Here is a 23,969-nt window from a genome sequence, read left to right as displayed (position 1 = left end):
CGTCCGCGACAAGCGAGCCCGGCCCGGTTCGCGCGACCGGTGCGCCACGAGCCTCGCGCCCTCCGTCGAGCCCGGCCGCCCGCGTCGACGGGCAGCGTCCGGCGTCGTCTGCCGGCAGTGTAGGGGCCCGCGCCGCGCCTGGTTCGCCGCAGGCACGTGTCCGGCGCCCGCGATGCCGACGCGAGTACATGATCGTCGGCGACACCGTGGACCTCGCCGCCCGCATCGAGCAGCTCAACAAGCCATGCCGCACCCGGATCCTCGCCTCCGAGGCCGTGGTCGCCGCGCTCGGCGACGACCCCGGCCTCGCCACCCGCTGCCGCCCGTCACGGTCCGCGGATTGGACGCGCCGATCCGCGTGTTCCGCCTCGACGCCGACGAATGACGGCAGTCGCGCCGCGCCGCTTCACGGCGCGAACGACCACAGGCGGTGCTTGGAGGGGTCGGCGTTGGCGTGCAGCAGCAACAGATCGCCGCACTTGCCGCCGCGCGCCGGCGTCAGCGTCCGGCTGCCCGCGGTGAAGTCGGGGAGCGGCAACGGCGTGTCGTCGAGGATCGCGCCGTCGAAGCCCAGCCGCACCAGCGAGACCGTCAGCGGGTCCGCGCTCTCCCCCTTGAAGTAAGGCGTCGGCCCGCGACCGATCGGCAGCACCAGCGCGTCGGGGTCGAGCAGCGCGCGGCCGAAGCCCGGCGAGCCGGAGTCGTCCTCCATCGCCACCTGCGTGTCCCAGCGCGCCTCGCCCTGCGCCAGCCCGATCGCGTGGGCCCTGACCTCGGCCGGCCACACGTACTGCATGATCGCCACCACCTGATCGCCGGGCGTGACCACCAGATCGACCAGCTCGTTGTTGCGCACCGGCTGCTCGAGCAGGTCGGTGGTCCACAGCACGCTGCCGTCGTCACCGAGCCGCCAAACCTTGAATTCGTCGTGGTCGCCGGCCTTACCGTGGGCCGCCACGATCTCGCCGTTCGGGCCGACGGCGAGGTGCAGGCCCAGGACCGGGTGGACGCTCGGCAGCTCGACCTCCCACTCGAGCGCGCCGGTGGCGAGATCGATCCGCGCCACCCACAGCTCGAACGGCGGCATGTCTGCCTCGGGGCCGCGACCGATGATCAGCGCGCTGTCGCCGAGGATCTCGAAGTCTTGCGGCCAGACCGCGTGGCCGAGATCGGCGTCGACCACGGTCGCGGGCGACCCGTCGGCGGGGATCCGCGTCATTCGCATGAGGTGCTGTGTACCCTCGATCGTGAAGCCGAACGCCACCAGCGAATCGTCCGCGGCGCGACGCAGGGCGTGCGGGTCATAGCCTTGAGGGTCGCCGGGACCGAACGACCAGCCCTCGGTGCCGCCGTCCCAATCGACCCACGCCACGCCGGCGTTGGTGTTCAGGCCGTCCCAGTTGCCGGCGCCGACGGCGATCCGGCCGTCGCTGAGCGCCACGAGGTTGTTGGTGAGAAACTGCGTGTCGGGATCGAGCTCGAACTGCACGGTCCACATCGGCGACAAACTCGGCTGGCCGTCGGGGCACAGCAGCTCGCCCGGGTCCTCCTCGGTGTCGGCCGCGGTGGTCGGCACCGCGGTGCCGTCGCCGGGCTCGCCGGGCCCCGCCGACGTGGTGGTCCCGCCGTCGCCGGACGCGCCCTCGGTGGACGCGCCGGGGTCGGCGCCGCCGCTCGACTCGACGCCGCCCTCGGTAAAGACCCCGAGGTCGCCGTGGACGTCCAGGCAGCCGGTGATAGCGAGCGCGCCGGCGACGAGGCCGAGGCGCGGGAGGATGAGTGCGGACTTGATGTCGGTCATACGCGGGTGGTTTCCCGCCGCGTCGCCGAGTCCGTGAACCTCGCCGTCGAACCCCATCGGACCCCGATCCGACCTCGCTCACGCCGCACGCGACCCCTCCTCACTCGACGATGACCTTGGCGCTCCACCCGCGGCCGAACGTCTCCGGGTGGTACATCTCCTCGGCCTTCGGCGGCGGCACCACGAACACGCCCGGCGTCGTCGCCAGCGCCACGTACGTGTACGTGTGGACGCCCTCCCACAGCATCGACGTGAACGCCTCGGCCCGCTCGTCGCGCAGGTTCTGGTGCTCGAACCACGGCCGGTTCCACCACCACCAGGGCGACCGCTTGCTCATCGCCTGCGGGTCCTCGGGCAGCGCGCCGGTCGTCATCAGCGCCGGGTTCTGCGGCTCGAGGCCGGCGGGCAGCGGATCGACCAGGGCCACGTGATAGCGCCGCGTCGGCGCGACCATCGTCAGCCGCACCCGCACCCGCGCCCCGCCCCTGATCCGCCACGTCCCGTCGGCGTCGCGCGACACGTCCTTGGGGTCGTCGATCGCCTCGTACGCGCGGTCGACGACGAACCCGTGGTCGGTCGGCGGCATCCGCATGTCGCTCGGCGCGTAGCGCATGCCGATCCGGTAGTACAGCCGGCCCTTGCCCTCCTTCTGCAGGATCAGGTCGCCCGACCCGATCTCGGCGACGTCGGCCATCGGGATGTCGATGCGCCGGCGGTCGGTCTGGCGGCCGACGAACTTCTGCTCGCCGGCGTAGCGCGGCCCGAGCCACGCGCGGGCCACGAAGTCGGGCTCGACCTTCTCGTAGGTGTTGAAGTAGCGGTCGAGCGCCACCAGCACGAACGCGTTCTCCTGCGTGCTGCTCCACCGCCCGGCCTTGCGGTGCGCCAGCAGCCCCTCGACCAGCTTGGGGATCAGGTCGCTCTTCGGCTGGTCGGCGATCAGCGCCTCGAGCATCAACGCGTCGACGCGCCGGTCCGAGTGCAGCAGCACGTGCCCGCCGTCGCTGTACGACGTGACGAAGTGGGCCGCCCCCGCGGTCTCCTCGGCCCGGTTGCGGACGATCCGCCGGATCGCCTCGAGCTCGGCGGCCGAGGCCGCGTCCACCTGCAGGGCCGAGTACAGCCACGCGACCGCCTCCATGCCCATCTTCTCGACCCCGCCGGCCTCCTTGATCAGCGCCCGCGCCTCCGCCGGGTCGCCGTGCCCGAGCTGGCGCAGGGTGTAGAGCGCGTAGGCCCGCAGCACCTGCTTCTCGACCGGCCCGTACGAGTCGGGGATCCGGTAGCGGATCGACTGCAGGTAGTTGACTGCCTTTCGGGTCATGTCCTTGGGGACAGAAAATCCCTTGGCGTCGGCGCGGGCCAGCGCGTGGGCGACGTGGATCGACAGGTACGGGTACGAGCGCTCGCCCCAGCGCCAGAAGCCCCAGCCGCCGTCGTGGTTCTGCAGCTTGCCGAGGCGCAGCAGGTCCTGGCGCACGCTGGCCTCGAGCTCCTTCGGCGGCGGCAGGCCCTCGGCGGCGAACGCGGTCAGCACGTCGCGCAGCGACGCGATCGCCATCACCCGCGACGACACCTGCTCGGCGCAGTCGAACGGGTAGCGGACCAGGTACAGCAGCGCGTCGGTCAGCCCGGCCACCGCGGTCGACGTCGTCGTCACCTCGAGCCCGCCGAACTCGCGCCACACCCCGGCCGGCGCCTGGACCGGCTGGGCCACGGCGCCGCCGTCGAGCGCGCCGTAGGTCGCGAACGCCTCGGTGGTCGCCGGCGTCCACACCGGCAGCGACAGCTCGGCCGCGTCGGCGTGCTTGCCGCTGGCGGCCGCGAACTGGAACCGCGCCGTGCCGGCCATCTCGGTGGTGGTCGGGAACCGGACCTCGACCCGGTCGCCGGCCGGCACCTGTACCTTGCGACCTGTCCCTGCGGTCAGCTTCGCATTGGCCGCGCGGACCGCCACCTCGACCGTCAGCGCCTTCTTGCCCTGGTTCTGCACCACCACCGGCAGCTCGACCTTGTCGCCGAAGTTGAGGAAGCGCGGCGGCGACGGCCGGACCATCAGCGGCCGGCTGGCGGTCACCGTCGCCTCGCCGCTGCCGAACGCGTTGACGCCGCCAGCGGCGACCGCCATCACCCGGTAGCGGGTCAGGTTGTCAGGCAGCTTGAGCCTGACCTGGGCCTTGCCCTTGCTGTCCGTCGGGACAGCCGCGGCGAACAGCGCCAGCGCGCTGAAGTCGGTCCGCAGCGCGATCGCCGAGTCCTCCTGCGCGCCGCGGTCGTCGTCGGCCTCCGCGGAGGCCTCGTCCTTCTTGGCGTTCTCGCGCTGGGTCTCCACTGGCGCCATCGGCGGCTCCGGCGCGGCCATGCCCGGGCTCGCCTTGGTCTTCCGCTTCGACACCGACACCTCGCGGTCGTGGCCGCCGTCGTCGCGCGTGCCCCCGGTCGCGCCCGTCGCCTGCAGCTTCGCCAGGTCGGGCCGCGCCAGCAGCAGCAGCTCGCGCAGGTGATGCTCGCGAACCCCCGCGTCGCGGTCGACGTAGAACGTCGCCACCGGGTCGGGCCACTTGTAGCCCGTCAGCGACAGCACCGCCTCGTCGACCACCGCCAGCGCCACCTCGCCGCCGGCGACCGGCTTGCCCTCGGCGTCCTTCAGCTCGACGTCGACGACGGTCTCCGCGCCCGGCGGCAGCTCCTCGTCGCGCGGTTTGGCCGTCAATTGCAGCGTGCGCCGGCGCGGCGGGATCCGCAGGTTGACCGCGCCCGCGGCGTAAGCGGGCCGCGGGGCCAGGCTCGGGTCGACCGTCCCGTCGTCGCGGGTCCGCGGGGCCGCGCCGACCAGGTCGACGTGGACGTGCAGGTTCGGCACCTGGCCCTCCTCGATCGGCACCCGCAATTTCGCCGCCCCGTCCTCGACCTTGAACCGCTCGCTGCGCACCAGCCCCGAGCGGCGGATCGTCAGGATCCCCTCCGCGCGCGGCCACGGTGACACCACCAGCAGCTCGGCGACGTCGCCGGCCGCGTACTCCTTCTTGTCGGCCAGCAGCCCGACCTTCTCCTGCTCGATCGTGCGGGAAGGCGGCGTGTCGCCGCCCGCGACCCACACGTCGGTGCGCGTCACGCTGGCGCGCCCGCGGTCGTCGGCGACCGTCGCCTCGAGGCGCAGCGTCCCGCCGCGCCGGGCCACGAAGTCGCAGCGCGACGCGCTCTTGCTCGAGCGGATCGGGCAGGTCTGGGTGTCGACGACCTTCTCCTTCCACTGCCCGCGCTCCTGCACCCACTCGAATTGCTGGGCCAGGATCGTCGCCGCGCGGCCCTCGACCAGCTCGCCGTCGAGGTCGGCGACCACCGCGTCGACGCTGAACGTGTCGCCCTTGTTGAAGAACGGCCGCGGCGTCTTGAGCCCGACGTAGAGGTCGGCCGGGTGGACCACCAGGCGCGTGCGGCCGGTCCACTTCTGGCGGTTCACGTCCTGCGCCGAGCCCTCGGCCGTGACCGCGTAGGCGCGCGCCGGCCGGCTCCACACGAAGTCGGCGCGGATCCGGTGCTCGCCGGCCCCGTCGGTCTTGCCGGTGAACATGACCTCGCGCCCCTGCGGCCGGGCCTCGCGGCGCCACCAATACCAGCTCTCGGTGAAGCCGAAGCTGTACTCGTCGAGTCCCGGCGGCGTGAACGTGGCCGGCTCGCTGCGCACGCGCCAGTCGACGTCCGCGCCCGCGAGCCCGCCGCCCGAGAAGTAATTGGCGCGCAGCGTCAGCTCGGCGCTCGTCCCGACCAGGTGCGGCCCCGGCGACGCCTCGACCTTCACCTCGTACTCCGGCCGGCGGAACTCCTCGATCTTGAGCGTGTGATAGTGGTTGCGCCCGCCCGCGTCGATCCGCAGCGACGCCGACCCGGTGTTGACATTGCCCGGCAGCGCCAGCGTCAGCTCGAACCCGCCGGCCGCGTTGACCGGCGCCTCGCCCTTCAGCACCTCGCTGCCGCGCGGGTCGTACAATTGATACGAGACGGTCTTGACCGCCGCCGGGCCGATGTCACCGCGCTCGCCCCCGCCGACGCTGCGGATCCACCCCTTGATTTTGGCCGTCTCGCCCGGCTTGTACAGCCCGCGGTCCTCCGCCACGTAGAATCGCAGGTCGTCGAACGGCGAATACGCGCTCCAGCCGGACGAGTCGGGCGAATAGTAGTACATGTTCTCGGGCACGAACGCGACGTCCCCGCCCTTGGTGGCGACGAGCATCTGCCCGCGATCGCCGAGCGGCAGCGTCACCAGCCCGTCGGGCGCGCTGCGGCCCGAACCGCCGCTCGGCGCGATCTTCACGTCGACCCCGGAGAGCGGCGCCCCGTCGGCCAGGTTCGTCGTCCACGCCACCATCTCGCCGTGATCGACGAACGCCGTCAGGCCGATGCGGGTCACCTGCGCCCACGCCATCACGTACTCGCGCTCCCAGCAGCTCCGCGGCTGCCGCGGCGGCTCGACGAACGCGATCACGTTGCCGAGCCCGCCCTTCAGCGCCGGCGACAGGTCGATCGCCGTCTCGACCAGCGCGTCGGGCCGGTCGTCGATCTTGACCGTCCGCGTCGCCACCAGCCGCCCCGGCGGCGGCGGGATCGGCCGCCCGTCGCGGCAATCCATGTCGCGCCGGTAATTGAGGTAGCGCCCGTAGTCCTCCGGCGTGACCGCGTACAGCCGCACCTTCAGCTTCGGCCGGTTGATCGTGAACACCGACAGCTTGGGCCCGCCGCTCGGGTCGAGCACGAGGAAGTCGCGGCTCGGCCCCTGCAGCTGCGGCTCGGCGCGCGTGGTCGTGAACTGCGACACGGCTGGCTTCTCGGACACCTGGCCGAACACGTCGCGCAGCCCGGCCTCGACGGTGACCGAATACATCGTGCGGCCCGCGGTCGCGCCGGTGACGACGATCTGGTTGCCGCTGGCGCTGATGTTCATGCCCGGGATCGACGGCTCGACGTGCACCGTCTTCGGGTCGAAGCGCTCGGCGTCGATCGCGTTGCTGAAAATGACGTGCAGCGGCATCAGCGGGCGGCATTCGTCGTACCAGCCGCACTGGGCGTCGGTGTGGACCATCGGCCCGTAGGTCGCGAACGAGAACGTGTAGCCGGTCTTCGTGCGCCGCGGGCCCTCGGCCGACGGGGTGCCCGGCCCCACGGTCACCGCGACGCCGGTCCCGCGCGGCAGCGGCTCGACCGTGCGGAACGCCACCGTGCGCCCCGGCTCGCTCGCCGCGACCTCCTGGCGCGCGCGCTCGTCGGCCTCGATCTCCGCCGCCGTCGCCAGCCGGCTCGCCCGCTTGCCGCCGGCGTCGACCGAGATGACCTCGAGGACCGCCTGCGGATCGATCTTCTGATCGAACCGCACCACCATGACCGGCTGGAGCTCGTGCGGACCGCCCTGCGGCCACGCGCAGAGCACCGTCGGCGGCGGGGTCGAGAACGTCCACTCCTTGGCCTGCGCCAGCGCCCCGCCGACGCTCGACCTCGTCTGCGTCGGCACCCGCACGCGGTAGTCGGTCGCCATCGGGAACCGCCCCTCCGGCTCGAACATCACCGTCTTCGCCCCGACATAACGCCACGTCCCCGGCGGCTGCGGCGACAGCTCGACCGGCACCTTCGATTTCGCCAGCTCGGCGTGGCTCGTCACCGCCACCATCGGCTGCGAGAACGACACCGACAGGTGCGGCGCCAGCTCGACCTCGCCCTCCGGCATCGCCCGCGTCACCGCCAGCGGGCCCGCCTCGGCCCGCTCCGGCGCCGGCGCCTCGGCCGGCGGCGGGAACGCCTGCGTCACCGTCTTGCCGGGCCGCGGCGCCGGCAGGCTCTGCTCGCGCAGCGCGAACGATCTCTTGTCACCTGTCTCTTGGGTCAGCGCGGGCAGCCGCGCCAGCAGCTTGGCCGCGCGCGCCTCGGGCAGCGGCTCGGCCCTGGCCGGCGGCTGCCCGACCGCGCCGATCGGCCGCGGCTCCTCGCTCGCGCGCAGCCGGATCTCCAGCCCCTCGGGCGCGTCCTGCGGCGCGTTCAGCAGGTCGATGTCCCGCGTCCCCGACGCCACCGCCACCGCGTCGCCGATCACCGGCACCACCACCGCCGAGCCCTTCGTCGCCGGGCAGCTCGTCAGCAGCGCGAGCGACAGGTTGGAGGCGCAGACGATGCGGAGCGGACGACCGAGGCGCACGGCGGGATTGTATGCGCCCGCAGTCGGCCCCGATACGCCCGTCGTCGGGCGATTTCGGGCGGCCCGCGGCGGCTGGGCGGCCTCGCGACGGCCCCTCGCGGCGGCGGATGTCCTCGCGCCTCACGGCGATCGCGAGCCCACCGGGCGCGGCGACGGTCTGCTCGCGCCCGCCGTCGATCGCGATGAATCATGCGACGGCTCGCCGATCTCCGCGCCGCGCCGGATCAATCGTCGGCGGCGGCGGGGACCAGCCGGCGTGCGAGCCATTGCAGGCGCGAGCGCGACAGGTGGACCCACGCGACCCGACCCGCGTGGAAGAACACCCGCCCGACCGCGGCGCCGCAGCGGAGCAGCAGGTCGCCGCCGGGGCTGGCGTGGGCCTCGGCCAGCGCCGCGGGGAGCCCGGGCGTCGCGCTCGCCAGCGCCAGCGCGCGCTCGGCCGCCTGCACGCGCGCCACCACCTCCACGCTCGACAGCGGCTTGACCAAGAAGTCGTCGGCCCCGGCCGCGAATCCGTCGAGCATGTCGGCGTGGCGGTTCCTCGCCGTCACCAGCACGGCCGCCGAAGCCTCACCGCGCGGCGCCGGGCCCGGTGAAGCGCGGCATGTCCCGTGTCCAATCGTCGGCGTACGGCTGTCCGACGACATTCGTCAAAGGAAAGGACAAGGTCTGCACATTCCTGGCGGGCGCCATTGGCCGCCGACGGCCGCGAATCACGCGTGTGCCACCGCGGCCGGCGCGGCCGGGCGGACGACGTCCGCATAATCCTTGAGCACGAACGCGTCGTGGAGTTGCACCGAGCTGCGGCCGAGCCGGGCCAGCGTCCGCAGCCACGACACGGGCACGCGATCGAACAACCACGCCGATTGCGCGAACAGCCACAGCGCCAGCGGGCTGCCGGGGATCAGCTTGCGCGCCGCGGACAGCGCGAAGGCGCGGCTGTGCATCACGTACTGTTGCAGCGTCTCCTCACAGTTGCGGAAGCCTCGCACGTGGTCGCCGCCCGCCGCCGCCAGCTCGCCGGCCAGCACGTAGGCGCCGACGATCGCCAGGCTCGTGCTGCCGCCCACCGCGGCCCCGGGCGAATAGCCGGCGTCCCCGGCCAGCGTCACCCGTCCGCGCGTCCACGTGTCCATCCGCAGCTGCGTGATCGTGTCGAAGTAGAACACCTGCGCCCGCCGGGCCTCCTCCAGCAGCCGCGGCACCTCCCAGCCCATGCCGGCGAACGCCTCGGTCAGCAGCTGCTTCTGCCGCGCGACGTCGCGGTGGTGGTATTCGAGCTCGCGCGGGCTGCGGAACAGGAACACCACGCGGGCGTCGTCCATGTGCCGCGCGCTGTAGACCCCGGCCAGTCGGTCGACCCCGCTGACGAGGATCGTGCGGTCGCGCAGATCGAGGTAGTTCGGGATCGACGCCACCGCGAGGTAGGCGCCGATGGGGTGCGAGAATTGCCGCTCCTCGCCGAACACCAGCCGGCGCACGTTCGAATGCAGCCCGTCGGCCCCGACCACCAGGTCGAAGCGCCGCGGCGCGCCGCGCTCGAACGTCACGTCGACCCCGGCGTCGTCCTGGCGCAGCGACGCGATCGAGTCGCCGTAGACGTACTCCACCTCGCCCCGGCTCGCGCCGATGAGGACCTCCGCGAGCTCGTCGCGCATGATCTCGCAGTGGCGGCGCGACACCGTTTGCAGGATCCGCTTCACGTCCACCTCGACCGCCCGCTTCACCCCGTCGCGCCGCAGCGTCAGGTGCTCCGTCCCCGTCGCGCGGGCCTCGATCTCCGCCAGCACCCCCATCTTCTCGACGATGTCCATCGCCGGCCGGAACAGGTCGACCGCGTGCCCGCCGGTCTTGCGCAGCCCCGGCGCCCGCTCCACCACCGTCGGCTGAAACCCGTACCGCTTGAGCCAGTACGCCAATACCGGCCCGGCGACGCTCGCGCCGGAGATCAGGATCTTCTGCATCACGCCTCCCTTACTTACCGATAGGTAAGCACGCGAGCCCGGCACTTTCAAGGCGACGGCGGCGTTTCCGGCGATATCCTCGTCCGGTGACGCGAGCCCGGCCCACCGACACGAAGGCGCGGATCCACGCGGTCGCCCGCGAGCTGTTCATGCAGCAGGGCGTCCAGCAGACCAGCCTGCGCCAGATCGCCGACCGGCTCGGCATCACCAAGCCCGCGCTCTACTACCACTTCGACTCGCGCGAGGCCCTGGTGGCCAGCATGTTCGAGCCGCTCGTCGCCGACATGGAGGTGCACCTCGCCGCGCTCGAGGCGGCCTCGCCGGCCGACCCGCGCGTCCTCCTCGGCGCCCACTTCGACCTGCTCACGCGCCACCGCGACCTCATCGTCATGATGGTGCGCGACCTCAGCATCCTCGCCGAGCTCGACCTCGCCGCGCGCATGTTCGCCTGGCGCCACCGCCTCACCGCCCTCCTCATCGGTCCCGCGCCGACGCTCGAGGCCCGCGTGCGCGCCGTCGTCGCCATCGGCGGCATGGCCGACACCGCCGTCGAGTTCTCCGACGTGCCGATGGAGCGCATCAAGGCCGCCGCCGTCGAGGCCGCCTGCGCCGCGCTCGGCCTGCCCCCGGCTCGCCCTGCAGCCGCCAAGGCCGCGGCTGCGAAGCGCTCCCGCCCGCGCCGCGCGACCTGAGTCGCCGCGTGACGGCGGCGTCGCGCTCGCGAGCGACGATTCGTGGGCGCCAGGCGCAGCTCGCCGCGGCGGCGCGAATCCAGCGCGACAATCGCCATTCGCGCAGACGCACCCGCGATCCGACGGGAATCCATGGACATGTCTCGAAGGACGTGTCCTCGCCCGCCGCTCCCGCGCCGCGCGACCGCGCCCGCGGCGCGATCCGACATGTCTCATCGGACATACGGATCATCCGCGCGATCCCACGCGGCGTTCGGGCTCGTGGGCCGGCGAGCCCGTCCGCGGGCCGACGTCCCCCGGGCCCGTGGGCGGCCCGTATCGCTACGGACGGCGAGTTCGGTGAGGCTTCCATGTCCCCGGTCCACAAGCTCTCGGCTATCGTGCCCGACATGTCGACGCGTCTCCGACCGCTCTCGCTGCTCCTGCTCGGCGCCCTCGCCTCGCCCGCCTGCCAGGGCGGCGAGGGATCCACCGACGGAGCGACCGGCGCCACCACGGGCACCACCCACGACACCGCGGGGCCCGCCACCCACGCGACCACCGGGGCGAGCGATCCGACCGGCGATCCCGCGGACCCCACCACGTCGACGACCGGACCGACGACGACCACGACCTCGGTCGGCACCACGGAGCCGCCGACGACCGCGAGCACGGACCCCTCCGACAGCGACACCGGCGCGCCCGGCCTCGCCTGCCCGCTCGGCGACGGCCCCGGCGTGCAGCAGCTCGCGCTCGCCCCGGCCCTGTTCAGCGCCGGCGACGACCCTTCCGACTCGCCCGCCTGCGCGATCGTCAACCCCGAGCGCGGCTTCCACGGCTTCACCAACCTGCGCAACCTCGACGGCGGCATCCTGGCGAACCACGCCGCCAGCGGGTTCTCGGTCGTCTACGGCCAGGTGCTGCTGCCCGACTACCGCGAATCCCCGCTCGACGCCGACGTGCTCGCCGAGCTCGCCGCCAGCTTCGACCTCGTGCGCGAGCACGGCATGAAGGTCGTCCCGCGCTTCCATTATTCCAACGCCGAGGGCGAGCCCGACGCCGAGCTCGAGCGGATCCTCGAACACATCGAGCAGCTCACGCCGCTGCTGCAGGAGCACGCCGACGTGATCCTCACCCTGCAGGCCGGCTTCATCGGCCTGTGGGGCGAGTGGCACGGCTCGATGCACGGCCTCGACGCGCCCGGTCCCCGCAAACAGATCCTCGACGCCCTGCTGGCCGCGTTGCCGCCCGAGCGGACCGTCACCGTGCGTCGGCCCTCGTTCAAGCAGCAGGCCTACGGCGGCCCGCTGACCGAGGACACCGCCCACGACGGCAGCGCCCTGGCCCGCGTCGGCCACGTCAACGACTGCTTCCTCGCCTCCGACGACGACTTCGGCACCTACCAGGAGCCCGGCGAGAAGGACTACGCGGTCGCCGACTCCGCGTTCGTGCCGGTCGGCGGCGAGACCTGCGCCGTGAATCCGCCGCGCTCGGAGTGCCCCTCGGCGCTCGCCGAGCTGGCCCTGCACCACTGGACGCACCTCAATACCGCCTACAAGGTGGAGGTCCTGCAGAGCTGGCAACAGGACGGCTGCTACGCCGAGATCGCCTGCCGCCTCGGCTACCGCCTCGCCGTCCCCACGCTGCGCTGGGCCGACAGCGGCGCGCCCGGCGGGGCCCTGCCGGTCGCGCTCGAGCTCGTCAACGACGGCTTCGCCGCGCCCGTCAACCCGCGCCCGCTGGTGCTCGTGTTCGACGGCCCCGCCCGCGTCGAGGTCACCGCCGACGAATTCGACGTGCGCACGCTCCAGCCCGGCGAGCCGCAGACCGTGTGCGTCGACGCCGTCCTGCCGGCCGACCTCCCGTCGGGGACCTACCGGATCGGCCTGCGCCTCGCCGACCCGGCCCCGAGCCTGGCCGACGACCCGCGCCAGGCGATCCGCCTCGCCAACGACACCGGCGTCGAATGGACCGACGGCGTCAACTGGTTCGAGGCCAGCTTCGTGGTGAACTGAAGGACAGGGCGCCGAGGACATGTCCGAAGCGCCCTGTCTTTTCAGACATGTCACCAATCACGGCAGCAGCGCCCCCGCCGTCAGGTCGAACGTGTAGGGCATCGGCGAGTCGGCGCCGTTCAGGGTGATGTTGAACTTCCAGCCGGCGATCTTCTCCTGCATGCAGGCGAACAACCCGTCGTGCTTCAGCGTGCTGCGCTGGGGGTCGAACGTGGTCTTCTTGACCTTGCCGTCGCCGTCGACCACGATCGTCGCCTTGACCCGCCCGGTCGGCGCCTCGGGGGCCTTGCCGGCCGTGTCCTTGTAGCAGGCCACGATCTCGCCGACGTGCTCCTCGACCGTGCGGTTGAAGTTGGCGACGTCGAGGTAGGGCGACTCCTCCTCCTCCGCGGCCGCCGGCGCCGCCGAATCGGTTGGCGCGGCCGTGTCGCTCGCCTGGGCGGTCGGCGGCGGGGTCGACTCCGCCTCTTTCTTGCAACCGAAATGCAGGAGCAGGGCCGAGGCGAGCGCGAGCCGGAGCGAGGGCGAGGTCATGACGGCGACCGTAACACGGCCGGCCAGGCGAGGGCAGCGTCGTCACGCGCGTTCGGGCCCGGGTCTCCTCGCCCGCAGCCAGCAGGCCCGCCTCGCAAGTGCCCCGGGAGATGCAGCTCTGACCGGAGATGCTCGACCTCGAGGCCGCGGAGCTCGCCGAGGTCGACGACAAGACAATGACCCGCGCCTGCGCGCGCTCGGGTGCACCTGCAGGGACCGCGCGACGTCGTCCAGCTCGCCGCCTCGCCGCGCTCGACGGTCGCCGCGACGACGCCCGGGCCCGGGCCCGCCTCGGCCGCGAGCTGCTCGCCGCCCCCGCCTGGCCGCCCTGGCCCACCACGAGCGCAGCTTCCTGTTCGAAGAACTCCTCGCCGGCGACTTCGACCCGAGCTCCACCGCGGCCGAGCGGGCCGAACGGGACCGCGGCTTCGCCGGGCGTGACCGATCGCGCATGTCCTACAAAACATGCCTTTCACGACATGTCCTCGTCACCATCTCCTACGAATCCGCCAGCCCCGGCGGCAGCTCGCCGGACCACAGCGGCACCCCGCGCTCGCGCAGCGCCGCCGTCAGCGCCGCGGCCTGCTCCTGCTGCCACGCGAGGCTCCCGGCGGCCGCCCAGCGCGGGTCGGCGAACTCCTGCGTCGCGCCCTCGACCCCGTGGAGCACGTCGACCCGCACCGACCCCGCGCGCTCGGCCAGCGCGTCGGCCAGCGGCGCGACCGGCCCGGGCAGCAGCGGCTGCACGACCGCGAACGTGCGCAGCCCCGCCGCCTTGCAGGCCGCCAGCGCGGCCAGCCGGGCCGGGATGCTGGCCGCGCGCGGCTCGAAGTGACGCCGCGCCGCGTCGTCGAGCGTGGGGATCGAGATCCCCGCCCACGCATTGGCGATCGCCGGCAGGACGTCGAGGTCGCGCTCGATCAGCGCCGCGCGGGTCAAGATCAGCACCCCCGCCGCCCACCGGGCGTCGCGCAGCGTCAGCAGCATCCGCCGCGTCAATTCGTGCCGGCGCTCGATCGCGTGGTACGGGTCGCTGACCACCGCGCAGAACTTGATCGGCGCCGGCGGCACCGCCTTCAGCTCCGCCGCCAGCACCTCCGGCGCGTTGACCCGCACGTCGACGTACGAGCCCCACGGCGCCGGCGCCAGGCCCAGCAGCGCCCGCGTCTCGGCCACGTGCGACTGCGCGTAGCAGAACTTGCAGCCGATCAGGCACCCGACGTACGGCGTCACCGTGTAGTAGCGGCCGCCCTCGGCGCGCTCGAGCAGGCGCTCGACCGTCACCTGTCGCACGCGCGCGCCCGGCTCGTCGCCTGTCTCTTCGGCCATCTCCGCGTCGCGGGCCAGCGCCGCCAGCACCGCCTCCTCGCGGCCCGCCGCGGCCGTCGCCACCGCGCGGCAGACCGCGACCCCGAGCGCGCGCCCGTCCGCCGAGGCGGCCGCGTCGAAGCGGTACGACAGCCCGAGCCGGCGCGTCTGCACCGCGCTGCGGCGGCCGGGGGTCAGGCGGGCGACCTCGACGTGGACCCGCGTGCCGCCTGTCTCGAAGGTCAGGCGCGGCCCGCACTCGGTGGTGACCTCGGCCAGGCGCAGCCCCGGCGCCAGCTCCTCGCCCGGGGCGAGGCCGCCGACGAGCGCGCGCAGGTGGACCTCGAGGTCGCGGGCGCCGGGCATCGCGAACTCGCCTATACCACGCCCCGGCGCCGGCCGCCGGTCACGGCCGGCCGGCGACCCCGCCGATCCGCCGCGGGTCGGCGGCGCCGTATTGGTTCCCGCTCTGCGGATACGTCATCACCGCCTGGACCGCGCCGATGTCGCTCACGTCGACGAACGCGTAGCCCAGCCGCTCCAGCGTGGCGCGCACCGAGCTGCTGAAGCCGGCCTCGATCTCGGTCTCGGCCGATCTGCTGGCCCGGTCGAGCGCGATCCGCGGTGACGCGATCGACGACCTCAGCGAGCGTCGATGGTCGATCAGGTTGAGCGTCACCTGCAGGAGCGCGCTGATGAGGCCGGTCCCGCCCGGCGAGCCGTACGCGGCCACCAGCTCGCCGTCGAGGAACACCATCATCGGCGAGATGCTCGCCCGCGGGCGCTTGCGCGGCGACAGGTCGTTCGCCCCCGGGTCGTACGGCGCGTCGTCGGCCCGCGGCGCGTCGTTGAAGCTCGTCAGCTGATTGTTGAGCATGAAGCCGAAGCCGCGGACCATCAGCCCGGTGCCCCACAGCCGCTCGATCGTGCTCGACACGCTGACCGCGTTGCCGGCCCCGTCGATCACCGTGAAGTGCGTGGTGTCGGCGCCCTCGGCCTCCGCCTCGGCCGCCAGCGTCGCCAGCGCCTGGGCGGTGCCCGGGGGCGGCGGCTCGAACGGCCTGGGATCGCCGGCCGCGACCTTGCTGCGCCGCCGGCCGGCGGCGATCAGCGCCGAGCGCGAATCGATGTAGTCGCGGTGGAGCAGCCCCATGACCGGCACGTACGCGTGGTCCGGATCGCCGAGCCACATCGCGCGGTCGGCGAACGCCAGCCGCATCGCCTCCATCATCACGCCCAGCGTGTCGGCGGCGCCGAAGCCGAGGTCGTCGCCGCCGATGTCGAAGCGCTCGAGCATCCCCAGCATCTGCAGCACCGCGATTCCGCCCGACGACGGCGGCGGCGTCGTCACCACCTCGTAGCCCCGGTAGCTGCCGAGCAGCGGCCTCCGCACCCGCACCTCGTAGCCTTCGAGGTCGGCGCAGGTCATGCGGCCCTTGCCGCCGGGGTTGTCGGAGCGCGTGGCGAGCTGGGTCGCCACGATCGCCGCGGCGATCCCCGCCGAATGATCGCAGTCGTAGAACGCGGCGACCCCGTGCTGCTGGATCAGCGCCAGCGTCCTGGCCAGGTCCGGCTGGATCAGCAGGTCGCCCTCGGCGAGCGCCCGGCCGCCCGGTCGGAACACCGCGCGCGCCTCGTCGTAGGCCGCCACGCCGCCCTCGAGCTCGAGCCGCGAAGAACCTGTCTCTTCGGCCAGGCGTGCACCGACGCGGAAGCCCTGGCCGGCGGCCGCGATCGCCGGCTCGAGCAGCTCGCCGAGGGCGCGCGTGCCGTAGGTCTGCAGCGCGTACGCCATGCCCCGGAGCGCCCCCGGCACGCCGACCGCGTAGCCGCTCGACGACTTGACGTCGGCCGAGTGATCGGTGGCGAACATCGCCGGCGTCACCGCGGCCGGCGCCGTCTCGCGGAAGTCGATCACCACCGTCTCGTCGGGCGCCCAGCCGGCCAGGTGGATCATCATGAACCCGCCGCCGCCGATCCCCGACGACTGCGGCTCGACGACGTTGAGCATGAACTGCACCGCCACCGCGGCGTCGACCGCGTTGCCGCCCGCGGCGAGGACCGAGGCGCCGACCTCGGCCGCCAGCGGCTCGGTCGTCGTCACCACGCCGCCGTGGAACGCCGGGCTCGGGCCGGCGACCGGCGCGCCCACGTCATCGGGCAGGATCGCGTCCGGCAGCGCCCCGCCCGAGTCGTCCGCCCCGACGCACCCGCTGACCGCCGCGAGCCCGATGGCGAGCGCGGCGCGGCGGCCATGCACATAGTGGCGGAGCGCACGAATCGACATACACCATCCCTCCCGCGGCCGCGCGGCGGCGAAACTGCGCGCCGGGCTCGCCCGCCGCGGGCCCGCCCAAACGTAACACGCGTCGTCGCCGTCGCCGCCGCGGACCGTGCGCCAGTTGGCACGTGCCAGCGCCGTCGCCCGTCACTTGCCGCGGCTTTGTGGCCTACCCCACGGCAAGATCGCCGGAGTCGAGGTCCATCGCCCCGACCTGCCTCGCGGTCGCGTGCGCCCGGCGACAGCGCCGTCGCTCCGACGATGCCACGAATGTCGCACGCAGGGCCACGTCTGCGCCGATTCCCGGCGGCAGCGATGCGCACGGAGATCCTGCCACCGCTCCCACCCTCGCCCCGACACGGCGCCTCGCGTCGCCCCGCGCGCTTCCGCGGACCGCAGGCTCACGACCCACTCGCCGTCCTCACGACATCGCGACCCTCCACGGCGCGACACCCCGCAAATCAAGCTCGAGGCTGCGCCACGTCCTCCGCCGGCGCGATCGAGTTCATCAGCGCCCGCGCGCGCTCGGTCAGCGCCGGTCCGGCCAGCTCGGGCGTGCCGGCGGCGAACGGCGGCGCCGGGTCGTACTCCATCATCAACTGGATCAGCCGGGCCGTCTCCTCGCCGCGCAGCTGGGCCAGCAGCACCAGGCCGAAGTCGATGCCGGCCGTGACGCCGCCGCCGGAGATCCGGTTGCGATCGACGACCACGCGCTGCTTGACCGGGATGGCCCCCAACGGCGCCAGCGCGTCGTGCAGCGCCCAGTGCGTCGTCGAGCGGTAGCCTTGCAGGAGCCCGGCGGCGCCGAGGATCAGCGCGCCCCCACAGACCGACGTGATGCTCCCGGCCCGCGCGCCGCGGTCGGCCAGGAACGCCAGCACCTCGGGGTCCTTCATCACCGCGAAGGTCCCGAAGCCGCCGGGCACGAACAGCACGTCGAGGTCGCGCGGGCAGTCGGCCAGCGTGCAGGTCGGCACGAGCTGCGCGCCCGAGTCGCTGGTGACCGGCGCCATCGTCTTGGCGACCAGATGGGTGGTGCCCGCCCAGCTCAGCACCGCCTGCGGCCCGATCAAGTCGAGCATCGTGAAGCCAGGGTACAGCAGCATGGCGATGGACAGCGGATCGATCCCGGGGATGGTCAGCGTGATGGTCATGCCGCGACGGTCGCATCCACGGCCCGGCTCGACAAGCGGCGAGAACGCCAAACACCGCTCGCTTCTCGCCACGGCGCGCGAAGCCGCGGTCCGCGACCGATCGTCGCGGCTCCCCGGCGCGCATTCATTAGACATGCCTCTCGGGACATATCCTTGAACTTCATCTACCTCGCGCCCGCCGCGGCCGTCACGGGCGGAGCACCACCTTGATGCAGCCGTCCTGCTTGTCGCGGAACATCTTGTACGCCTCGGGGCCCTGCTCGAGCGGCAGGCGGTGGGTGACGACGAACGACGGATCGAACTCGCCCGCCTCGATCTTCGCCAGCAGCGGCTGCAGGTAGCGCTGCACCGGGGTCTGGCCCATGCGGAAGGTCAGCCCCTTGTTCATCGCCGGGCCGATCGGCAGCTTGTCGACCGCGCCCACGTAGACCCCGGAGATCGACACCGTGCCGAACTTGCGACAGCACATGATCGCCTCGCGCAGCACGTAGGCGCGGTCGGTCGTCAGCATCATCGCGGCCTTCACCTTGTCCATCAGCGCGTCGACGCTGCCGAGCCCGTGGGCCTCGCAGCCGACCGCGTCGATGCAGCGGTCGGGCCCGCGGCCCCTCGTCAGGTCCATCAACTGCTCGTAGACCCGGGTCTCCTCGAAGTTGATGGTCTCGGCCTTGCCGGCCTCGGCCATGCGCAGGCGCTCGGGGACGCGGTCGATCGCCACCACCCGGCCCGCGCCCAACATCCAGGCGCTGCGGATCGCCATCTGTCCGACCGGCCCGCAGCCCCACACCGCCACCGTGTCGCCCCGCTCGATGCCGCACAGTTCCGCCGCGAAGTAGCCGGTCGGGAAGATGTCGGACAGGAACAACACCTGCTCGTCGCGGAGCCCCGACTCGATCTTGACCGGCCCGACCTCGGCGAACGGCACGCGCAGGTACTGGGCCTGGCCGCCCCAGAACCCGCCCATCATGTGCGAGTAGCCGAACAGCCCTGCCGGCGAGTGGCCCATCAGCTCGCGGGCGATGTGCGCGTTCGGGTTGCTGACGTCGCAGCCGGTGTGCTCGCCCCGCTTGCAGAAGAAGCACGAGCCGCAGGCGATCACGAACGGGACGACCACGCGGTCGCCCTTCCGCAGCCGCGTGACCGCCGACCCGACCTCGACCACCTCGCCCATCGCCTCGTGTCCGAGGACGTCGCCGGTCTTCATCGTCGGCATGACGCCATCGAACAGGTGGAGGTCGGACCCGCAGATCGCGGTCGCCGTGACCCGGACGATCGCGTCGCCCGGGTCGAGGATGGTGGGATCGGGCACCCTGTCCAGACGGACATCACGCGGGCCGTGCCAGCAGATCGCTTTCATGACTCGTTCTCCAGTGCCGGGGTCTTCCGCGGCGACCGGTCCGGCTGGAGCCGGCCGCCTCCGAGCTAACCTGAGCGCTCACGGAGCCGCCGCAAACACATCCGAAGACAACGAACTCCCGCGCCTACCCGCGCCCGGCGGCGCCGCCGCGGTCCACGCGACGGACCTGCGGACCGCGGCCGGCGGCCACCCCCGACCTCGCCCGCCGGGCGGGCTCGGCCACGCGTCGCCGCGCGACCGACCTCGGGCGGCCGCCCTCGTGGGCCTCGCCGCGCGAAGCCCCGTCGCCAACGACGACGCCTCGGGTCACGCGCGGCCATCATGCCGCCTCGTCGCGGCACGGCCCTCGCGCCGTCGCCTCGACGCCCGCCTGCAGCTCTGCGCTCGCGGTGCTCGCGACGGTCGCACGCAGGCGCCGCCGGAACGTCGCCGATCTTCGGCGACCTCTGCGCGCCTCGCGACCTCGCGGCACGCGAGGGGGCGCGCACGTCCTGCGCACTCGCAACGAAGCGGGCGCAGCTCGTGAGGGCCGCGGACGCGGCCCGCATCGTCGACGCGGCGACCTCTCGATCGCCGCGCCGCCGTCGGTCCTGTTCGGCGTCCGCGGCGGGCCGCGGACGGGGGACGGGGTGCGACGAGAACGACCTGGCGGCCGTGGCCGCCAGGTCGTCCTGAGCATCGTCACCTCGATTGGGCTAGCGAGCGAGTCCCGCGCTCGCGTGGGCGGCGTCGGACGGCCGGTTCGCGGGGCGCGGCGGCCATTCGATCGCCAGCTTGATGATGCGCCGCTTGAGCGCGTGGCGAGTGATCCCGAGCAACGCGGCGGCGCCGACGATGTTGCCGGCCGTGCTGAGCGCCTCAGTGCACAGGCGCCGCTCGGCCTTCTCGAGGTTGAAGTCGTCAAGGATGAGTTGGGCCAATGAAACCTCCGGTTCCGTACTCGCGGGAACGGGCAAGATAGTCCCGACGAGCTCCAGTTGCGAACCGCGACAACTCACGGCTGCGCGGCCCCCACGATCCGCGCGTGGAGGCCGAGATCGCGCATTGACGTGTGGCCCCGGGCCCCCTGCGAATCGACAGCGCTGTTCATATTCTCAGTCCATTGACGATTGCCCGGCTCAATGATCCGAGTGGCGCGAGGTAGGTGTCACCGCCCCGCGCGTCCACCCCCGAGCGCCGCCCGCGCCACGATCCGAAGCCCCCCGGGCCGACGCATACGTGGTGTCGAGGCCGCAACCCCGCGGCGCCGGACCTCCCGGGCGCGCGTGCGGGGCCGCGGCCGCGTATGCCTCGCCGTTCGGCGAATTTCCTATCGAGTGACCATGACCTTCGACTATCAACAGTTGAAAATTCGCCGGCCGACCATCGTCGGCGCCGGCGCTTACGTCCCCGAAGTCCGCATGTCGACCGCGCGGATCGCCGCGCTCGTCCCCGGGTGGACCCCCGAGCGGATCATCGACCGCACCGGCATCCACGAGCGGCGCTACCTGTGGGACATCGACGACGCGACCGGCAAGGCGATCGAGCCGGCGCCGGGCGAGGCGCCGGCCACCGGCGTCGACATGAGCGAGATCGCCCTGCGCAAGGCGCTGCGAATGGCCGGGCTGCGCTCCGCCAGCCTCGACGCGATCTTCGTCGTCACCTGCACCTCCGATCGCCCGAGCTTCAGCCAGGACGCGATGCTGCTGCACCGCCGGCTCGACTGCCGCGCCGACTGCTACGCGCTGGTGTTCGACAGCGGGTGCGGCGGCACGATGTACGTATTCGACATGGTGGCCAAAATGATCGCCTCCGGCGCGATCCGGACCGCCGCGATCGTCGGCAGCAACTTCACCTCGTCGATGGTCGATCGCGACCTCTACACGCAATCGGTGCCGCTGGACGGCAGCGACAAGAGCATCGGCGCCTTCCTGTCGGTCTACGTGTTCGGCGACGGCGCCGGCGCGATCGTCCTCCAGGGCGAGGACGACGAGGAGCGCGGCGTGGTCGCCTCGATGGCCGGCAACGAACACCTCGACCTCGTGCTGCGCCCCGGCGGCGGCTCGCTCCTGCCGGCCCACGCCGCCCGCACGCGGCCGGTCGACCTCGCCTACGTCGTCAACGGCGCGCTGGTGCAGCAGAGCTACCTGCGGTGCATGCAGCAGAGCCTCGAGCACGTGCTGGCGCGCGGGGGGTCCGCCGCGGACGCCGTCTCTCGCTATTATCTGCACCAGCCCAACCAGCGGCTGCTGGAGCGCTTCGCCGACGCGATCGGCCTGCGCCGCGATCAGCTGGCGGCGAACGTCTCGCGTTATGGCAACACCTCGTCCGCGGGCATGCTGATCCTGCTGGCCGAAGACCTCGAGCGCGGCACCGTCGCGCTCGGCAGCGGCGACCTGATCGCCTTCGCGGCGATCGGCGCCGGCGCCCACCTCGGGGCCCAGCTCGTGCGCCTGTGAGGCGGGCCCCCTCGCGCCCCTGCCCCGATTGAAATCACCACAGCGCGCGAGGGCCCGCGCGAATCGCCGCGGTCCGTCACCCCGGATGTTGCCGACCTCCGGGTCGCGCGCCCGACAACATCACATCCGCGTCACAGCCGCGCGGCGTCGCGGTGAATTCCGCCGCAGCGCCGCGTCGATGCGTATTTCCGGGCCCGCGTGTACGCTCGAACGGTCCCCCGTTCGCCATGCCCGCCTCGATCCTCGTCGTCGAAGATGAGCGCGATCTTCGGTCCGCGATCTGCCACGCGCTCACGCGCGAGGGCTTTCATCCCCGCACCGCCGACACGGGCGCGCAGGGCCTCTTGCTGGCCCGCAGCGAGCCGATGCCCGACCTCGTGCTGCTCGACCTGAACCTCCCGGACATGTCGGGCATCGCGGTGTGTCAGGCGCTCCGCGCCGACCCTGTCACGCGCGCGCTGCCGGTGGTGATGGTGAGCGCGCGCGCCGACGAGATCGATCGCGTGCTCGGCTTCGAGGTCGGCGCCGACGATTACGTGACCAAGCCGCTCAGCCTGCGCGAGCTGGTGCTGCGGATCCGCGCCGTGCTGCGGCGGCGGATCCAGCCGGTTTCGGCGAGCGAACGCGTCACCTGCGGCCGCGTGCGCGTCGACGCGGGCGCCCAACGGGCCTGGCTCGACGACCGCGAGCTCACCCTCACCGCCCTCGAGCTGCGCCTTTTGATCCTCCTCGTCACCCGCCACGGCCGCGTCCACACCCGCGAGGCGCTGCTGGCCGAGGTCTGGGGCCTCTCGCCCAACGTCACCACGCGCACCGTCGACACCCACGTCCTCCGCCTGCGCGGCAAGCTGGGGCCCGCGGCCGGCCAGCTGCAGACGCTGCGCGGGGTCGGCTACCGCTTCGCCGAGGACATCGACGGCCCCGCCGACCCGGAGTGATCCCGCGAGGCTCGCGGCGCGCCCGGGTCCGCGCTGAACGAGCAATGGGGGCGCCCCCGGTCGCGCCTCCTGCCGGCGCCGTCGGATCTCGCAACCGCGCGCCGCGGCTCGGTCGAGCCGCGAGCCGCGCGACGTCAATGCGTGACGAACCGGTCGCTGTCGCGGAGGCACGCCTGCAGCGCGTCCTGCAGGTTGCGGTGGCTGATGAACGGGCTGATGTCGACCCCGAGGTTGGTCATCGTCTGGGCGATCGCGGGGTTGAGGCCCGACAGCCGCACCTGCCCGCCCAGCAGCCCGACGGCGCGGATGATGCGGTAGAGCTGCTCCGCCGTGGTCGTATCGACGCTGTCGACCCCGGTCATGTCCATGATCGCGTAGCGGGCCCGCAGGCGCACCACCTCGGCCAGCAGGCGGTCCATGATCTCCGACGCCCGCTCCGAATTGATCGTGCCCACCAGCGGCAGCGTGATGATGTTGTCCCACAGCTGAATGATCGGGGTCGACAGGGCGCGGATCGCCTTCTGCTGCCTGGTGATGAGCTCGAGCTGATTGCGCGCGGTCTCCTCGGCGAGCTTGAGCGCGGTGATGTCGCGGACCACCCCGATCGCGCGGATCTTGCCCTTGTTGTCGGCGTCGGGCATCGAGTCGCCGAACACCTGCCACCAGCGGATCTCGCCCTGGCGGTTCAATACGCGGTACTCGGCGAAGATCGGCTTGCCGGTGATAAAGTGATCGGCGATCGCCTTCGACGAGGCGCTCAGGTCCTCGGGATGAATGGCGTCCCACCAGCTGCTGGCGACCTGCGGGAATTCGCCGTCGTCGTAGCCGAGGAGCTCGGGGAAGCGCTCCGAATAATGCACGGGGATGTTGCGGTGAAACGCCTGCTCGGGATCGATGGCCGGGTACTCCCAGATCCCGTCGCCCGAGACCGCTACTGCCATTGCATATCGCTCGAGAAGACGGCGGATCTCCTTCTCGTCATTCGTCATCATCGCCCCTGTCCTCCGCGCTTCACCCTATCAGCCGGGGCCGTCGGCGGAAAGTGGTATCGTCCCCGACGACGCAATCCACAAATAGGCGAAATCAGAGCGTTTTCGCCCGCCCCTCGGTGAGGCCCGGGGCCGTCCGCGCAGCTTCGAGCGGACACAACCAGGCGATTCACCGGGCTCGCGTCGGTCATCCGACCGACACCTACACGCACAGCCCAGCCGGCGCCAGCGGCGCCGATGTGAGTCTCCGTTCCCCCGCTTCTCCGCGCACCCCCTTCCACGGCTCCGGCCGGCGTGGCATAGACGAGACCCAATGATGGCTGCACCCTGGTGTA

At 72.7% G+C, this 23,969-nt stretch carries 15 protein-coding genes; 4 read left to right on the top strand and 11 right to left on the bottom strand.

The features are described 5' to 3' along the window. Positions 1 to 406: 406 nt before the first annotated feature. From NAEX_RS33730 to NAEX_RS33715, 4 genes are all read right to left on the bottom strand, one after another. Complete coding sequence (locus tag NAEX_RS33730) at positions 407 to 1,801, bottom strand: hypothetical protein (protein ID WP_096331590.1); 1,395 nt, start codon at positions 1,799 to 1,801, stop codon at positions 407 to 409. A 100-nt stretch (positions 1,802 to 1,901) separates the two neighbouring features. Beyond that, positions 1,902 to 7,985, bottom strand: a complete 6,084-nt coding sequence (locus NAEX_RS33725) for an Ig-like domain-containing alpha-2-macroglobulin family protein (RefSeq protein ID WP_096331589.1) — start codon at positions 7,983 to 7,985, stop codon at positions 1,902 to 1,904. Positions 7,986 to 8,209: 224 nt separating this feature from the next. Beyond that, entirely contained in the window at positions 8,210 to 8,542 is a 333-nt protein-coding gene (locus tag NAEX_RS33720; RefSeq protein ID WP_096331588.1) for a response regulator transcription factor, read from the bottom strand. 156 nt (positions 8,543 to 8,698) lie between these two features. Beyond that, positions 8,699 to 9,949 carry an FAD-dependent monooxygenase gene (locus tag NAEX_RS33715; protein ID WP_096331587.1) on the bottom strand — a complete coding sequence of 417 codons (1,251 nt, stop codon included), beginning with the start codon at positions 9,947 to 9,949 and terminating at the stop codon, positions 8,699 to 8,701. A gap of 86 nt (positions 9,950 to 10,035) precedes the next feature. Here NAEX_RS33715 and NAEX_RS33710 point away from each other — a divergent pair, with 86 nt between their 5' ends. Both NAEX_RS33710 and NAEX_RS33705 read left to right on the top strand, forming a co-directional pair. Further along, positions 10,036 to 10,641 carry a TetR/AcrR family transcriptional regulator gene (locus NAEX_RS33710; protein WP_096331586.1) on the top strand — a complete coding sequence of 202 codons (606 nt, stop codon included), beginning with the start codon at positions 10,036 to 10,038 and terminating at the stop codon, positions 10,639 to 10,641. A gap of 389 nt (positions 10,642 to 11,030) precedes the next feature. After that, positions 11,031 to 12,635 carry a DUF4832 domain-containing protein gene (locus tag NAEX_RS33705; RefSeq protein WP_170136216.1) on the top strand — a complete coding sequence of 535 codons (1,605 nt, stop codon included), beginning with the start codon at positions 11,031 to 11,033 and terminating at the stop codon, positions 12,633 to 12,635. A gap of 57 nt (positions 12,636 to 12,692) precedes the next feature. On the opposite strand, the gene NAEX_RS33700 is transcribed toward NAEX_RS33705, so the two are convergent. From NAEX_RS33700 to NAEX_RS33675, 6 genes are all read right to left on the bottom strand, one after another. Beyond that, positions 12,693 to 13,169, bottom strand: coding sequence for an AgmX/PglI C-terminal domain-containing protein (locus NAEX_RS33700; RefSeq protein WP_096331584.1), 477 nt, complete (start codon positions 13,167 to 13,169; stop codon positions 12,693 to 12,695). A 498-nt stretch (positions 13,170 to 13,667) separates the two neighbouring features. Further along, positions 13,668 to 14,843: an SPL family radical SAM protein gene (locus tag NAEX_RS33695; protein WP_096331583.1), complete on the bottom strand. Its 1,176-nt coding sequence runs from the start codon at positions 14,841 to 14,843 to the stop codon at positions 13,668 to 13,670. A gap of 40 nt (positions 14,844 to 14,883) precedes the next feature. Beyond that, a complete protein-coding gene (gene ggt / locus NAEX_RS33690; protein ID WP_096331582.1) occupies positions 14,884 to 16,764 on the bottom strand; it encodes a gamma-glutamyltransferase in 1,881 nt (626 codons plus the stop codon). A 455-nt stretch (positions 16,765 to 17,219) separates the two neighbouring features. Continuing rightward, the gene (locus tag NAEX_RS33685) at positions 17,220 to 17,912 is read right to left on the bottom strand and encodes a DJ-1/PfpI family protein (protein ID WP_096331581.1); all 693 of its coding nucleotides are present in this window, start codon (positions 17,910 to 17,912) and stop codon (positions 17,220 to 17,222) included. 187 nt (positions 17,913 to 18,099) lie between these two features. Next, positions 18,100 to 19,269 (bottom strand): zinc-dependent alcohol dehydrogenase, encoded by a 1,170-nt coding sequence (locus tag NAEX_RS33680; protein WP_096331580.1) that lies wholly within the window; start codon positions 19,267 to 19,269, stop codon positions 18,100 to 18,102. Positions 19,270 to 19,964: 695 nt separating this feature from the next. Then, positions 19,965 to 20,189: a helix-turn-helix domain-containing protein gene (locus tag NAEX_RS33675; protein ID WP_211302522.1), complete on the bottom strand. Its 225-nt coding sequence runs from the start codon at positions 20,187 to 20,189 to the stop codon at positions 19,965 to 19,967. A gap of 402 nt (positions 20,190 to 20,591) precedes the next feature. Here NAEX_RS33675 and NAEX_RS33670 point away from each other — a divergent pair, with 402 nt between their 5' ends. Next, on the top strand, positions 20,592 to 21,707 hold the full coding sequence (locus NAEX_RS33670) for a 3-oxoacyl-ACP synthase III family protein (RefSeq protein ID WP_245913853.1): 1,116 nt from the start codon (positions 20,592 to 20,594) through the stop codon (positions 21,705 to 21,707). 227 nt (positions 21,708 to 21,934) lie between these two features. Then, entirely contained in the window at positions 21,935 to 22,645 is a 711-nt protein-coding gene (locus NAEX_RS33665; protein WP_096331578.1) for a response regulator transcription factor, read from the top strand. 134 nt (positions 22,646 to 22,779) lie between these two features. Here NAEX_RS33665 and NAEX_RS33660 read toward each other — a convergent pair whose 3' ends face one another. Next, a complete protein-coding gene (locus NAEX_RS33660) occupies positions 22,780 to 23,586 on the bottom strand; it encodes a PAS domain-containing protein (protein ID WP_177326021.1) in 807 nt (268 codons plus the stop codon). Between the last annotated feature and the right edge of the window lie 383 nt (positions 23,587 to 23,969).

This window comes from Nannocystis exedens, from assembly GCF_002343915.1.
GTDB lineage: Bacteria > Myxococcota_A > Polyangia > Nannocystales > Nannocystaceae > Nannocystis > Nannocystis exedens.
This window is presented reverse-complemented; position numbering and strand designations above follow the sequence as displayed.

What these genes read in the sequence shown, in the direction of transcription:
- NAEX_RS33730 (WP_096331590.1), bottom strand. Translation starts at nt 1,801, where the DNA reads ATGACCGACATCAAGTCCGCACTCATCCTCCCGCGCCTCGGCCTCGTC.
- NAEX_RS33715 (WP_096331587.1), bottom strand. Translation starts at nt 9,949, where the DNA reads ATGCAGAAGATCCTGATCTCCGGCGCGAGCGTCGCCGGGCCGGTATTG.
- NAEX_RS33705 (WP_170136216.1), top strand. Translation starts at nt 11,031, where the DNA reads ATGTCGACGCGTCTCCGACCGCTCTCGCTGCTCCTGCTCGGCGCCCTC.
- NAEX_RS33700 (WP_096331584.1), bottom strand. Translation starts at nt 13,169, where the DNA reads ATGACCTCGCCCTCGCTCCGGCTCGCGCTCGCCTCGGCCCTGCTCCTG.
- NAEX_RS33695 (WP_096331583.1), bottom strand. Translation starts at nt 14,843, where the DNA reads ATGCCCGGCGCCCGCGACCTCGAGGTCCACCTGCGCGCGCTCGTCGGC.
- ggt (WP_096331582.1), bottom strand. Translation starts at nt 16,764, where the DNA reads ATGTCGATTCGTGCGCTCCGCCACTATGTGCATGGCCGCCGCGCCGCG.
- NAEX_RS33685 (WP_096331581.1), bottom strand. Translation starts at nt 17,912, where the DNA reads ATGACCATCACGCTGACCATCCCCGGGATCGATCCGCTGTCCATCGCC.
- NAEX_RS33680 (WP_096331580.1), bottom strand. Translation starts at nt 19,269, where the DNA reads ATGAAAGCGATCTGCTGGCACGGCCCGCGTGATGTCCGTCTGGACAGG.
- NAEX_RS33670 (WP_245913853.1), top strand. Translation starts at nt 20,592, where the DNA reads ATGACCTTCGACTATCAACAGTTGAAAATTCGCCGGCCGACCATCGTC.
- NAEX_RS33665 (WP_096331578.1), top strand. Translation starts at nt 21,935, where the DNA reads ATGCCCGCCTCGATCCTCGTCGTCGAAGATGAGCGCGATCTTCGGTCC.
- NAEX_RS33660 (WP_177326021.1), bottom strand. Translation starts at nt 23,586, where the DNA reads ATGGCAGTAGCGGTCTCGGGCGACGGGATCTGGGAGTACCCGGCCATC.